The organism is Sphingomonas sp. BE123, from assembly GCF_031456015.1.
Lineage (GTDB): Bacteria > Pseudomonadota > Alphaproteobacteria > Sphingomonadales > Sphingomonadaceae > Sphingomonas.
This window is the reverse complement of record NZ_JAVDTW010000001.1, coordinates 1-13,701: the sequence shown is the minus strand read 5'-3', so window position 1 is coordinate 13,701 and position 13,701 is coordinate 1. Positions and strand designations below refer to the sequence as shown.

Below are 13,701 nucleotides of genomic sequence, written 5' to 3'. Positions count from 1 at the left end.
CGCTCAGGCCGCATCCTGCTTGCGCGCCAGCCGCGCCAGTACCGCGTCGCGCGGCCCGTCCGCCACGATCCGCCCGTCCGCCACCACGATCACGCGATCGACCAGCTTGAGCAATGTCGGCCGGTGCGTGACCAGCAACAGCGTCCGCCCGTCCAGCTCGGCCTGAAGCCGGCCGAGCAGCGCGTCCTCGGTCTGCATGTCCATCGCGCTGGTCGGCTCGTCCATCACCAGGATTGGCGGGCGCCCGGCCAGCGCGCGCGCAATCGCGATCGACTGGCGCTGCCCGCCCGACAGCCCCTCGCCGCGATCCGCAAGGACGCGGTCATAGCCATTGACGAGCCGCGACATGAACTGATGCGTCCCCGACACGTCCGCCGCGCGGATCAGCTCGGCATCGTCAATCTCCGCCCGGCCGAGGGTGATGTTGTCGCGCACCGTGCCGGTGAACAGCACCGGATCCTGCAGCACCGCCCCGATCGCCGCGCGCAGCGCTGCCGGCTCGAGCTGGCCGATCTGCGCCCCGTCGATCAGCACATGCCCTTCCTGCGCGGTATTGAGGCCGAGCAGCAGCCGCGCGATCGTCGACTTGCCCGATCCGACCCGGCCGAGCAGCGCGACCCGCTCGCCGGGCTCGAGGGTGAAGGAAACGCCATCGAGCGCCTTTTCCGCCGCGCCGGGATAGGTGTAGCTGACATTGCGAAAGGCCACCGCCCCCTGCGCCCGCCCGGGCGACAGGCCCTGCCCCGCCGGCCCATCGCGCTGTTCCGACATCAACGCGTCGATCTGGCGATAGGCGGTGCGCGTCGCGTTGATCCGCGCGAGCAGCGCCGACACCTGCCCCAGCGGCGCAAGCGCGCGACCGGCCAGGATCGAACAGGCGATCAGCCCGCCCATGGTCAGCGAATTGGACAGGATCAGGAACACGCCGACCACGACGACCCCGACCGAACAGATCGTACCGGCGCTTCCGGCAAAGGTTGTCCCGATCGCCGAGATCAGCCGCTGCTTGAGCGAGACGGCGGCATGTTCTGTCACCGATGCGTGCCAGCGCCGCGCGAGCATCGGCCCCGCCCCGGTTGCCTTGACGGTCTCGATCGCGCCCAGCGCCTCGACCAGGATCGCCTGCTTGGACAGGCTTTCGCCCAGCATCTGCGCGGTCAGCCGCTCAAGCGCCGGTTGCAGCGCCAGCCCCGTGACGACGACCAGCGGGATCAGCAATGCCGGCACCAGCACGACCGGCCCGCCGATCAGCCAGATCACGGTCAGGGTGACCAGGGTGAAGGGAACATCCACGAGTGCGACCAGGGTGGCCGAGGTGAAGAAGTCGCGCAGCGTCTCAAGCTCGCGCATCGTGCCGGCCACCTGTCCGGTTGCCCCGCGGCGCCGGTCCATGCGGATCGCCACGAGCTGCTCGAACGCCTTTTGCCCCATTTCCTGATCGATCTGCGCACCGGCGTGATCGACGAAATAGGCGCGCAGCATCTTCAGCAGGAAATCGAACAGCATCACGATCGCGAACCCGATGGTCAGCGCGACCAGCGATTCGATCGCCCGCCCCGGCAGCACCCGGTCATAGACGGTCATCGTGAACAGCGAGGCGAGCAGCGCGAACAGGTTGATCACCACCGCCGCCACCACGACCTTGGCATAAGTCGCGCGGTTGCGCCGCACCGGGCGCGTCAGCCAGTCGGCGATGCGCGGCGTGGGCAGCTCGACCAGATCGCGATCACTCATTGCCCGTCCGTTCCCCGTCTATGGGAAGGCCAAGCCGTTCCACCAGCAGTCCCGCCTGCGCGAGCACCGCATAGCGTGCGCTGCCCCATTCGCCGAGCCCCTGAATATAGGCAGCGGCGGCGCCGACCAGATTATCCTCGGCTGCGGCGATGTCCGTGACCGTGCCGCGCTGCCCCACAAAGCGCGCCACCGCCGCGTCGCGCGACACCCGCGCGGCGCGATAGGCGTTTTCGAGCGCGGCAAGCTGCTGATCGAGCGCGGCGATATCGGCAAGCGCGATGGCCGCGTCGCGCGCCGCATCGCTGCGCGTCCCGTCCGCCTGGGCCAGCGCCGCACGCGCGCGCGCATCGGCCTGGTCCGCGCGCGCCCGCAGTCCCCCGCCATAAAGCGGGGCGCGCAGCGTCACGCGTGCGCGCACGTCATAATCGCGCTCGCGCTCGAACACGCCATAGCGGCCCGCATCGACCCCGGCCGACAGGCTCGGCAGCCGGTCGGCACGGGCAGCGCGCGCGTCCTCCTGCGCGGCTTCGGCCCGCGCTACCGCGGCTTCGACCTGCGGACTGCGCCCGGCTGCCGCGATCAGCGCCGCGCGTTCCCCGTCCGCGATCGCGGCAATCGGCGGGCGTGCCAGTCCGGGCGGCGCGTCCCGCCCGGTATCGGCGCGAAACCGGGCTTCGGCGGTGGCCAGACCGCGCGCCGCTCGCGCCCGACGCGCCTTGGCCTGGGCGAGCAGCGCATCCATCTGCACGCGTTCGATCTGGGCGCTGGCACCCTGCGCGATCCGTTGTTCGACGGCTGCGCGCATGGCCGGCTCCTGCGCCAGAAACGCGTCGATCACCTCGATCAATGCGCGATAGCTCGCCAGTTCATGCCACCCGGCGATGAACGCCAGCACCAGGTCGGACCGTGCCCGGTCGGCATCGGCCAGCGCCGCGCGTTCGCGCGCGCGCGCGCTGCGCAGGCGACGGACGCTCGCGCCGGCATCGAACAGGCGCTGTTCGACCTGAACGGTCGCATCGGTGCGCTGCAACGGCCGGGTCCGCTCCACCAGATTGCCCGGATTAGTAATGTCGAAATCGCGCGCGAGCACCCGATAGCTCTGCATCGTCGCCGTCACGCTCGGCCCGATCCGGTCGCGTGCCTCGTCGGTCAGCGCCGCGGCCTCATCGGCGCGCGCCTGCGCCTCGGCGGCGGTCGGATGCGCGGCGAGCAACGCCGTCAGCGTCGCACGAAACACGGCCGGGTCGACCGCCTCGCTGCGCAGGCGCAACACCGGATCGGTCGCAAAATCGATCGCCAACGGACGGTCGACCGCCAGCGGCACGCTGACCTGCGCAGCGGCCATGCCGGGCAGGCCGACCAGCGTTGCGCTGAGGAACAGGCGGGCCGGAGTCCCGGACTCGATTCTCACACTCCGGTCCCTGTCCCGCCGCATGCATCGCGGCCCGGCACCATGCCGGGCGCGCGCTTATCACATCGAATAGTCAATATATTGCGTATCCGGCAGACTGGTCGGCGCGATGAACAACAGGTCGCCGCGCGTGACCGGTGCATCGCCATCGACGAACGCTTCGGCCGAAACCCGGCTGAATTCGCTCCCGCCGCCTGCGGGTTCGGCCAGCACGATCTGCTCCATCGGCGCCGTGTCGAGCGGGACCGCATCCTGCAGCCCGATCACCGCCGCCGCCGGCGCCTCGGTCACGCCGACCAGATCGTCGATCCCGATCGCGTGCCCCGTCGTCATCAGGAAGATCTCGAAATCGGCCGTGCCATCGCCATCCGTGTCGCCAAAGAACGCGCCCTGGCCGCCAAAATCCTCGTAACGCAACTCGCCCGCCGTGCCGGAGAATGCGCCCGATCCGATGAACGAGAATTGCTGACGCCCCGCCGTTCCCGAATCCGCATCGACCGCCGACAGGTCGATCAGATCGCCTGCCGTGAAGTCCATGATCACGTCATAAGCCGAAACCGTGCTGTCCGACACGGCGGAGTAGACAAAGCGATCGGCGCCGCCATGTCCGGTCAGCATGTCGCCGCCACCACGGCCCGAGATGATGTCGTCGCCCTGGCTACCCTCGATAATGTCAACGCCGTTGCCGGAGTAGATGGCGAAGGACCCGTCGGTTTCGTCCGTGCCATAGAAGACCAGCGCCTCGTCGGTGGCCAGCGTGTTCGCGCTGATCGTCATGCGCTGTCCGGCCGCGACATTACCGTCATGCATCACCAGCGTATAGCTGTACGGCGTGCCCGATCCCGCTCCGCCGAAGCGCGTATCGACGTTCGACAGCACCGCGATGATCTCGATGCCGCTGATCTGGCTCGCGCCGAACGTGACCGAGGTCGCGCCGGCATAGACACCCTGCAGGCCCAGCGTATCGCTCGTCCCGGCCCCGCCATTGACGCTGTCGGACGCGCCGAACCGGCCATTGCCGAAGAAGAACGCGTCATTCTGCTGGCCACCGGTCAGCGTATCGGTGCCGAGGCCGCCATAGGCAAACACCGCACCGTCCAGCTCACCCGACGCATCAAGCGTGAAATTCTCGCCCGCACGCAGCGTGTTGGCCTGGAAGATCAGCGTGACGCCGGCCGCGATCGCGGCGTTGCCGGTGGTGATCGCATAGCTGTAGCTCGATCCCGAGCTGTCGCCGAAGCGCGTGTCGCTGCCCGGAAGCAAGGCAAAGATCTCGATCCCGGTTGCGCTGTTGGCGCCAAGGGTGACGCCAGCCGAATAATCGCCCTGCAGCCCGACCGTGTCGAGCGTGCCGGTGCCGCCATCGACCGAATCGTTGGCATTGAACGCGCCGCCGAAGAAGAAGCCGTCTTCGCCCAAGCCACCCGACACGGTGTCATCGCCGCCCTGTCCGAGCATGAACAGGTCACCCGCCGCAGTGCCCGTCAGCACATTGTTCCCCGCCGATCCGCCCAACTGGTCGCCGCTGCCATCGACGCCGTTGATCGTGACCGTCACCGTCGCGCTGCTGCCGCCGACCAGGCCGTAGGTGAAGCTGTCGGTCGCGCTGCTGTTGCTCGCCCCGGTCGCGGCTGCCGTTGCGGCCGAGACCAGCGCGTTGAACCGGCCATTGGGGTTATAGGTGATCGTGCCATCGGCATTGAGCGTCGCGGTCGCGCCCGATGCCAGCGTGATCGCCGCGCCGACCGTGGCGGACTGACCGGCGATCGTCGCCACCGTGTGCGGTCCACCATCGACATCGGTATCGTTGCTGTCGACCGAGATCGCGACCGTCGCGTTTTCCGCCACCGTGCCGCTATCTGCAACCGCCACTGGCGCATCGTCGACAGGCTGAACGTTCACGGTGGTGGTGAAGGTTGCGGTGTCCGTCCCGCCACCCAAGGTGCCGTCACCATCGACCAGCGTGAAGGTGATGGTCCGGTCGCCGGCGGTCGGCGTATCGCCGCCGAAATTGCCGTAACCGATCGACCGGACCACCGCCTGAACGCGCGCCGCAGTCGCGTTCGCATTGAACGCGAATGTCAGCGTCGCAAACCCGTTCGAGGCCGCAAACGTACCGATCGTGACACCGTCAACGGAAACATTGCCGTTGGAAATCACAACACCATTGGCGCCGCCGCCGGAAACCGGCAGCCCGTCCTGGCCCGGCGTCGGGCCAGTCACCGTTACCGTCAGCGATCCACCATCGAAATTGCCGCTATCCGGATCGCTGATCGTCGCGTTCGCGCCAAGGTCGAGCTGCACCGGCCCAGACCCCTCGGTGAAGGTGACCACATCGCCGTCCAGATTGGTCGACGTTGGCGCCTGGTTCGGGACGACAAAGCCAAAATCCAGCGTCTGGTTGGTATCGGCATCGCTATCGCCGTCGTCGGTAGGTTCCGACCCCAGCGTCAGCGTGATCGGACGCGCGACGACAACCCCGCCGGCAGCGCTGATCCCGTTATTGTCATTATCGACATTGTCATCCGGATCGCCGCCATCCAGCGTGACGCCACGCCCCTCCAGCGCACCACCGCTCTGGAAGTTCGCCGCGTTGACCTGAACGATATAGGTCCCGGCTGCGACATTGCCGAAGCTGTAAAGCCCGCCGCCAGCAGTCGTGGTGCTGGCAAGCGCCGCACCGTCAGCGATCCCGTCATTGTTCGCATCGGCGAACAGCGACAGCGTCACGCCATCGATCCCGCTGTCCCCAGCACCATAGCTGCCATCGCGATCGGCATCGAGGAACACCCGGCTGCCCAGCGTCAGCGAATCGACGGTCAGCGACTCCTGGTTGCTGTTCGTCGTGCCGCCCGAATAGGTTACGGTCGCGACGTTGGTGTACGGATTGGCGATGACCGCGTTCTGCACCAGATTGACGGTGCTGGTGTAATAGATGCCGACCGCATAGCCCGCCGGGAGCGAGCCGAGGTTGACCGTTCCGGTCGTTGCCGGACTGTCCACCGGCGCGGCCGGAACCACCGGCTGCGATGCCGGTGCTTCGACCGCGACAGGAGCCGGCGCCGACGCCGTTTCGGCGACCGGGGCGACATAGGCAGGGCGGACGATCTCGGCGGTCGGGCCGGCGCGACCGGCCGCTTCCATCTCCGCGATGACCAGCTGGATGTCGCCGGACACGCTCTGCTCCGCCGATGCCGGGGTCGCCGGCGCAGTCGCGCCGAAGGTCAGCGTGCCGCCGATGCTTATGCGGTCCTGCACGGCGTTGTTGAGGTTGTTGCGATCGTCCAGCTCGTTCGCGTTGGTCGCGGCCGAATCGACCAGCTGAACCAGGTTGAACGTGCCGCCGCTCAGCTGGCGCAGGCGCATCACTGAACCGTCGCCGACCAGCCCGGCAATCGTGCCGAGGAAGCTGTTGCCGAAGATCGACGCGTTGATGATCCCCGCGCTGCCGCTGGTGTTGGTGCTGTTATTCTGCTGCACCACCAGCGCGCGGGCATTGTCGACATCGCCGAACGTGTTGTTCGAGATGGTGACATCCATCGTCCGGGTGTTCGACTGTCCGGAAATGCCGTGATTGACGTTGAGCGCCGTGAACTGGGCGATTTCCTGAATGGTGTTGCCGGTGATCAGCAGGCGCAGCGGGTTGCCGGTGAGGATGCTGCCTTCATTCTGCACCGAAATGCCGTTGCCGAGCGATGAGCCCGATCCGGTCACGCCGCTCGTGCCGACCACGTTGTTGGCGACAGTGCCGTTGATCGCGCCGGTGCTGCTCGCCGCCACGAACACGTTGATGCCATGGCTGCGGTTGCCGGTCGCGGTGATGCCGTCAATGTCGAAGGTCAGGTTGCCGCTCAGCGCCGCCGACGCGTTCACCGCGACATTGTTATTGGTGAAGGTACCGCCGGAAACGTTCGCCGTGACCGAACCGCCATTGCTGCTGTTGTCGATATGCAGGCCGGTGGCCGAATTGGGCGCCGCGCCGGTGTAGCTGCCGCCGCTCGCATTGAGCGTCATGCTGCCGGTACCGGTGTTGAGGAAGTTCACCAGGTTCGCGATCTTGCCGGTCGATCCATTGTCCGACACCGTGTTGTTCGAGAACACGAAATCGGTCAGCGTCCCGTTGCCGCTATTGGCGATCTGCACCTCGAACTCATGGTTGTTGGTGAAGACGCTGTTGGTGATCCCGGTCGGGCGCGTGCCGTTAAACGCACTGCCGGTCAGGTTGGCGATATTGATGCCCGATTCGTCGCTCGCCGCATCGTCGCCATTGCCCGTCACATTGGCGCGGTTGAGCAGGAAGCCATTGACCTCCGACCCGCCGATGCCGTCGCCCAGATTGTTCTGGATCGTCATGTAGCCAAGGCGGACGCCGGCCGTGCTGGTCAGGCTGATACCGTCGCCGGTCATGTTCTGGATCGTGCCGCCCGACCCGTTGTTGCTGCCGCCGCCATCGCCGGTCACGATCAGGCCGCCGGTCGACCCGGTGGTGTTGAGCACGATGCCGTTGGTGCCGCCATTGGCGCTGATGCTGCTGAAATTGAGGTTCGAGCTGCCGATCGTCGTCGTATAGACGCCGAGCGCGAGGCCGCCGACCGACGACAGCGTGTTGCCCGTGCCGGCGACGTTGACCGTCCCGCTGGCCGAAGCAAAAAAGGCATTGCCGGTCGCGGTGCTGAGGTCGACGCCATTCCCACCGCCCGAGAAGGTGACCGACGCGCCGCTATTGTCGAACAGATAGACGCCGCGGCCCGAACCGGTCGCCGTCACCTGAACCGCATTGTCGAAGGTAAAGCTGCCCGAGCTGCTGGTGATCGAGACGCCGACAGTGGTAACGCCGCCGGTCGCGGTCAGCGACGCGACATTGACCGACCCGCCGACATTGTTGAAGGCGACGGCCGTGCCGACTGCACCGCTCGCGGACAGGTCACCGAGGCTGATGCCGTTGGTGCCCGCGCTCGTCCCGTTGAGATTGACCAGCGTGCCGGTCGTCGACTGGATCGAATTGGCGTTGCCGGTGATGGTCAGCAGACCGCTGTTGCTCGTCGCGACAATCCCGGTGCCGCTGGTGGTGACGATGTCGAGTCCGTTGCCGGTCGGGTTGAAGTTGATCGCCGCCGCATTGTTGGTCAGCGCGATCGCGTTCGACGTACCGCTGCTGATCGCGACCTGTCCGCTGAAGTTGATCGTCCCGCTATTGCCGTCGGCGACGATGCCGCGCCCAGAATTTTCCGCGACATTGCCCGAAAACGTCACCGTACCGCCGGTGCGATCCTGAATTTCGATCGTGGCGCCGGTCGCGTTGGCCACGGTCCCGCCATAGGAAATGGTCGCATTGCCACCCGAGCTGGCGGTCCCGCCGCCAGCCGCGCCGACCAGGAAGCCGGTTCCACCGGCATTTTCGATCGTGCCGCTGCTGGCCGAGAACGAACCGCTCACGCCCTGAAGATGCACGCCGTCGCCCGTCGCGCCCGATGTGCTCAGCGTTCCCAGGCTGACGCTCAGCGTGCCGCCCTGATCGATATCCACCGCCGTGCCGGCACCGTTCACATCGGTCCCGCTGATGGTCAGCGTGCCGACGGTGCCGTTGCCGTCACGAATGCCGACGGTACCCGAGTTGCCGCCGGTGAAGGTAATCCCCTGGATCGTGTTGCCCGTCGACAGCGTAACGCCATAGCCGGTGTTGGTGGTCGCGTGGTTGATCACCGTGTTCGACCCGTCGGCGCCGATGGCGATGCCGTTGACGGTGAACGCCTGGCCATCGCCGATCAGCGTCTGGTTCGCCTCCAGCGTGATCCCGCCATTATAGGCGCTGGCGCCGCGGTTATAGATGAAGATCGTGTGCCCGGCCGCATCGACATCGTCGTTGGTGGTGCCGTCGCCAGTCCCGCCATTCAGCGGAGCGAGCGAGGTGAAGGGCCGCAGATAGCTGCCATCGGGCGTGCCGTTCGCGCCGCTATAGGCCGAATCGACATACCAAACCGGCGTCTCGACGGTCAGGCTGACCGTCCCGTCATAGCCGGTGACATTGGTCAGCCCCTGCGCGTCGATCACCTGATAGGTGAAGCTCGCCGGGCCAGTGTAACCGGTATTCGGCGTGAAGGTCACCGTCTCGGCCTGATAGTCGATCGTGACGGTGCCATTCTGCGCCCCGCCCACCGACGCGATGCTCAACCCCGCCGTCGACCCATCGGGGTCGAGATCATTGCCCAGCAGCTGCGCGAAGGTGAAGGTCTGCGGCGTGTTGCCGGTCATCGTGAAGGAATCGTCGATCGCGATCGGCGTGATCTGCACCGACCCGGCATCATAGGTCGATCCGGTCAGCGGATCGGTGAAGCTCAGGCTGGTCAGCGGCGTCGCGCCGCCATTCACGATCACGAGATAATGGCTGAGCGTGTCGCCCGCATCGGCCACGCCATCGCTGTCGGCGTCGACGCTCAGCGTCGTGGTCCGGGTCACAGTCACGCTGCCATTCTGGGGATCGAGCGTTCCGGCAAGGCCCGTCGCTGCCGCCTCGCTCATCACTGCCGGTTGCGCGGCAACCGTCTCAGGCGCAGCGGAAGCCAGCGCATCGGCCTGGGCCGGCACTTCCGGCGAATCGGACAGCCGCGATTCGGCGGGCTGGGGCGCGGCGGAAGCTTCCGGCTCGGCGGCATCGGCAATCTGAGTGAACGCAGCCGAATCGATCCACAGCGAATCGACCGACCAGGCGGCACCGGCGCCGTCTTCGGGCGCGATCAGTGCGGCCGCCGCTGCGTCCTGCTTCTGGCCGCGCGCCGTCGCGCGCCCCGCCTGCACCGCCGCCATACGCCCCAGAAGATTGAAGTCGCCGTACATAGATCCCCCTCACCTGCCGCGCGCGCCGGACAGCCCGAGGGCCGAGCGTCGCGCACGCCTTCAGCCCGGCTCGATCCCCCGACCCCGGGCACAGCCAGACGGCCGCGACGCTCTCATCAATCACTTTTAATCAATTTTAAAGTATAGATTTCTTCGGACCGGATACGCGATCTGCGCCGCCCGAGCGGCCTTCCCGTCGCAAATTCAGCGCCACGCGCGTCTGCAAAAGGCCGATTCGCCCCGAAATTCTGTCCCGTGCAGGGACGCAAACCTGCACCGAAGTCGCACATGTTCGAACTATTGATTGCAACCGTCTGAATTTGGGATATTCGCACCGCATCGCCGGACAGCTTTGGGGACACGGCGAACAAGTGGGGGCTAAGGGTAGTGGCAGAACCGTTTCTTTCCGAAATCCGGTTGATGTCGTTTTCGTTCGCGCCCAAGGGCTGGGCGCTGTGCAACGGACAATTCCTGCCGATCAACCAGAATCAGGCGCTGTTTTCGCTGCTCGGCACCACCTTTGGCGGCAACGGGATGACGACGTTCGCGCTCCCCGATTTTCGCAACCGCGTGCCGATTCATGTCGGGAACGGCCACACGCTCGGCGAGCGGGCCGGCGCGGATACGCATACCATCACCCTGTCGCAAATGCCGACGCATACCCACAGCCTCGCGGCATCGCCCGCGCTGGGCAATTCGGTGAACCCGGCCCCGGTCGGCGGAACGCTGTTTGCCGCCGAACCGGGCAATGCGTACACGACCGCCACGACGGGCTATGTCGCGCTCGAATCGAGCAGCGTTGCCAATGTCGGCGGGTCGCAGGCGCATGAAAATCGTCAGCCGTCGCTGGTCATCAGCTTCTGCATCGCCCTTCAGGGCATTTTCCCCTCGCCCAATTGAGGACGCACCATGGCTCAGCCTTATGTCGGTGAAATCCGCATGTTCGCGGGCAATTTCGCCCCCGCCGGATGGGAAATGTGCGAGGGTCAGCTGCTCTGGATCACGGAGAATGAGACCCTCTTCCAGCTGATCGGAACCACCTATGGCGGCGACGGCGAGAGCACGTTCGCGCTGCCCGACCTGCGCGGTCGTGTCCCCGTCCATCAGGGCAATGGGGTGATTCTGGCCGAAACCTTCGGGGTCGAAGAGGTGACGCTGAACGTCAACCAGATCCCCTCCCACACGCACACGCTTCTCGCATCGACGGCGAACGGGTCGCAGGCCGAACCGGCCAATGCGTTGCTCGCGTCCTCCACGGTGCTGCGTCCGTTCGCTCCCGAGACGCCGGGATCGGCAATGTCGGCGCTTGCGATCGGACCGGTCGGCGGCAGCCAACCGCACACCAACATGCAGCCCTATCTCTGCGTCAATTTCATCATTTCCCTGTTCGGCATCTTCCCGAGCCCGACCTAGGAGCATTGCATGGCCGATCCGTTCGTCGCCGAAATCCGAATCTTTCCGTTCAACTTCGCGCCCCGGGGGTGGGCGTGGTGCGACGGCCAGTTGCTGCCGCTGTCGCAGAACACGGCGCTGTTTTCGCTGCTGGGGACCACCTATGGCGGCAATGGCAAGTCGAACTTTGCCCTCCCCGATCTCCAGGGGCGCGCACCGATGCATCCCGGTCAGGGCCCCGGCCTGTCGCTCCATGACCTGGGTGAAACCGGCGGCGTCGAAACGGTGACGCTGATCGAAAGCGAGATTCCGTCGCACAGTCACACGCTGCGCGCCTCGAACGAGGAAGGAACCCAGGGGTCGGTGACCTCGGGAATCGCGATCGCGTCCTCGGTGGGTGGCAGCCTGTATCAGACCAACACCGGCACGCGCGTCACGATGAGCCCGCAATCGCTGGCGCCGACTGGTGGCGATCAGCCGCACAACAACATGCAGCCCTATCTGACCTGCTATTTCTGCATCGCGCTGCAGGGCGTGTTCCCGCCGCGACCCTGATCTGCACAGATATCGCGACACGATTTCGCTCCGGACCTGCGCCATGCCTTTGCCGATCCGCCATGCGCGCGCGCATGGCATCGCCTATCGCGACTGGTCGCCCGACGATTACGCGTTCACCGAGGCGCTCTATGCCTCGACGCGGATCGACGAGCTGGCACCGACCGGCTGGCCGGACGACGCCAAACAGGCGTTTCTGACGCAACAGCATCACGCCCAGCACCTGCATTATCAGCAGCATTATGCAGCGGGCGACTGGCTGATCATCGAGCGGGAGGGGGCGTCGATCGGACGGCTGTATCTCCACCCCTTCCCCGGCTCGATCCGGATCGTCGACATCGCGCTGGTCCCGGCGGCGCGGCGTCAGGGCATCGGTGGAGCGATCCTGCGCGACGTGATCGACTGGGCCGGCGCGCAGCAGCTCGGCGTCTCGATCCATGTCGAAAAGGCCAATCCGGCGCGCAGCCTCTATCTGTCGCTCGGCTTCGTCGTGCGCAGCGATGCCGGTGCCTATGATCTGATGGAACGCCCGCTGGGCTGACCGCGGCTCACGCGCTTCCGGCCAGGCTGGCGCGGATCAGTAGAAGATCGCCTCGTACCGCATCTGCCCCGCCGCGTCGGGACCGATCGGGACAATGAAGATCGAATCCGCGGGCGCGTTACCCAGGTCGAACAGGTACGTCCCCTGCGCAAGCTGCGGCGTCGCCGGGCCGACGAACAACAATTTGAAGCCGCCGCCGACACGCCGCGAGTCGGGCAGTTCCTGAACCTCGGCCAGCGTCAGCGTGACCGCGCCATTCCCGGCAGTCACCGGCACCGAAGTACCGACCCGCGGCGCAAACAGCTCAAGCGTCAGTTCCCGGTCCATGTCCCACCCTCTGCGATTGCTGTCCCATATCCACGCTTTTGTGCGCGATGCCAGCTACTTTTCACGATATTTTAAGATGCCTTACGGCCCGCGCGATGCTAGCGACGAGTCGCAACGCGGCGCCGACCAGCGCCGTTCGCGGGGGATCAATGCATGCAGACCAGCTCGACCACACGCCGTTCATTCGTCGCCACCGGGGTCCTGACGACCGCTGCGGTCGCGGTATCGGGCTGTGATGGCGGCGCCGGCACCCTGACCGTCCGCGGCACCGACAGCAGCACGACCCCGCCGCTGACCAAGAGCGAGATGGGCGATTGGGAAAAGCTGGTCGGAACCGCTTTCACCATCCATGGTGAGCAAGGCCGCGTCACTGCGCGCCTGGCGCCGTTGGTCCCGGCCCCCGAAGACGCCAATCGGCCCGCGTCGCTCGATCGCGCAGCGCCGTTCACCGCCATATTCGAACTCGATCCGGCCAACGCGCCGCTGGGCGGCCAAACCTATCGCCTGACCCATGGTACCAAGGGCAGTTTCGACCTGTTCCTCGGCCATGCCAGCACGGTATTCGGCAAGACGCTGCTGTCCGCCGTTCTCAACTGACCGCTCGGCGCCGCTGCGCCGCACAGAGGCCAGCCTACAATTCGGCGTGACAGCGAGTCGGGCGCGTTTCCTGCGCGTCGATCCAGCGCGGCCGCCTCGGCGCGCGCCAGCCCCTCATGGCCGCGCAGCGCGCTGGCGCGACGAACGCTCGCGCGTACTCCAGCGATCTCGCTGGCGGCGGAGCGACGGATCCCACGCCGTTCGTACCCCGTCCCCATCCGGCCCCCTGCCTACGCCACGCGCATGAACTCGCGCTCGCATCAGCACGCAGATCGCCGGCCCTGCTACCGACACGCAGTCGCAAGACACG

The 13,701-nt window shown here is 66.5% G+C and carries 9 protein-coding genes; 5 read left to right on the top strand and 4 right to left on the bottom strand.

The features are described 5' to 3' along the window. Positions 1-3: 3 nt before the first annotated feature. The 3 genes from J2Y54_RS00045 to J2Y54_RS00035 are packed head-to-tail and all read right to left on the bottom strand — an operon-like array spanning position 4 to position 9,979. On the bottom strand, positions 4-1,734 hold the full coding sequence (locus tag J2Y54_RS00045; RefSeq protein WP_310035921.1) for a type I secretion system permease/ATPase: 1,731 nt from the start codon (positions 1,732-1,734) through the stop codon (positions 4-6). After that, complete coding sequence (locus J2Y54_RS00040; protein WP_310035919.1) at positions 1,727-3,145, bottom strand: TolC family protein; 1,419 nt, start codon at positions 3,143-3,145, stop codon at positions 1,727-1,729. Before J2Y54_RS00040 ends, J2Y54_RS00045 begins: the two co-directional genes overlap by 8 nt. Positions 3,146-3,205: 60 nt before the next feature. Further along, positions 3,206-9,979: an Ig-like domain-containing protein gene (locus J2Y54_RS00035; RefSeq protein WP_310035918.1), complete on the bottom strand. Its 6,774-nt coding sequence runs from the start codon at positions 9,977-9,979 to the stop codon at positions 3,206-3,208. A 420-nt stretch (positions 9,980-10,399) separates the two neighbouring features. Between J2Y54_RS00035 and J2Y54_RS00030 the strand changes: the two genes are divergently transcribed. From J2Y54_RS00030 to J2Y54_RS00015, 4 genes are read left to right on the top strand one after another with little or no spacing between them, the layout of a single operon-like run. After that, positions 10,400-10,879 carry a tail fiber protein gene (locus J2Y54_RS00030; RefSeq protein ID WP_310035916.1) on the top strand — a complete coding sequence of 160 codons (480 nt, stop codon included), beginning with the start codon at positions 10,400-10,402 and terminating at the stop codon, positions 10,877-10,879. Positions 10,880-10,888: 9 nt separating this feature from the next. Then, on the top strand, positions 10,889-11,392 hold the full coding sequence (locus J2Y54_RS00025) for a tail fiber protein (protein ID WP_310035913.1): 504 nt from the start codon (positions 10,889-10,891) through the stop codon (positions 11,390-11,392). Positions 11,393-11,401: 9 nt separating this feature from the next. Then, positions 11,402-11,926: a tail fiber protein gene (locus tag J2Y54_RS00020; protein ID WP_310035912.1), complete on the top strand. Its 525-nt coding sequence runs from the start codon at positions 11,402-11,404 to the stop codon at positions 11,924-11,926. A 43-nt stretch (positions 11,927-11,969) separates the two neighbouring features. Continuing rightward, complete coding sequence (locus J2Y54_RS00015; protein WP_310035909.1) at positions 11,970-12,467, top strand: GNAT family N-acetyltransferase; 498 nt, start codon at positions 11,970-11,972, stop codon at positions 12,465-12,467. 36 nt (positions 12,468-12,503) lie between these two features. Here J2Y54_RS00015 and J2Y54_RS00010 read toward each other — a convergent pair whose 3' ends face one another. Beyond that, positions 12,504-12,794, bottom strand: coding sequence for a DUF6916 family protein (locus J2Y54_RS00010; protein WP_310035907.1), 291 nt, complete (start codon positions 12,792-12,794; stop codon positions 12,504-12,506). A 153-nt stretch (positions 12,795-12,947) separates the two neighbouring features. Between J2Y54_RS00010 and J2Y54_RS00005 the strand changes: the two genes are divergently transcribed. Beyond that, positions 12,948-13,391, top strand: a complete 444-nt coding sequence (locus J2Y54_RS00005; protein ID WP_310035905.1) for a DUF6916 family protein — start codon at positions 12,948-12,950, stop codon at positions 13,389-13,391. Positions 13,392-13,701: the final 310 nt, after the last annotated feature.

What these genes read in the sequence shown, in the direction of transcription:
- J2Y54_RS00045 (WP_310035921.1), bottom strand. Translation starts at nt 1,734, where the DNA reads ATGAGTGATCGCGATCTGGTCGAGCTGCCCACGCCGCGCATCGCCGAC.
- J2Y54_RS00035 (WP_310035918.1), bottom strand. Translation starts at nt 9,979, where the DNA reads ATGTACGGCGACTTCAATCTTCTGGGGCGTATGGCGGCGGTGCAGGCG.
- J2Y54_RS00030 (WP_310035916.1), top strand. Translation starts at nt 10,400, where the DNA reads ATGTCGTTTTCGTTCGCGCCCAAGGGCTGGGCGCTGTGCAACGGACAA.
- J2Y54_RS00025 (WP_310035913.1), top strand. Translation starts at nt 10,889, where the DNA reads ATGGCTCAGCCTTATGTCGGTGAAATCCGCATGTTCGCGGGCAATTTC.
- J2Y54_RS00020 (WP_310035912.1), top strand. Translation starts at nt 11,402, where the DNA reads ATGGCCGATCCGTTCGTCGCCGAAATCCGAATCTTTCCGTTCAACTTC.
- J2Y54_RS00015 (WP_310035909.1), top strand. Translation starts at nt 11,970, where the DNA reads ATGCCTTTGCCGATCCGCCATGCGCGCGCGCATGGCATCGCCTATCGC.
- J2Y54_RS00010 (WP_310035907.1), bottom strand. Translation starts at nt 12,794, where the DNA reads ATGGACCGGGAACTGACGCTTGAGCTGTTTGCGCCGCGGGTCGGTACT.
- J2Y54_RS00005 (WP_310035905.1), top strand. Translation starts at nt 12,948, where the DNA reads ATGCAGACCAGCTCGACCACACGCCGTTCATTCGTCGCCACCGGGGTC.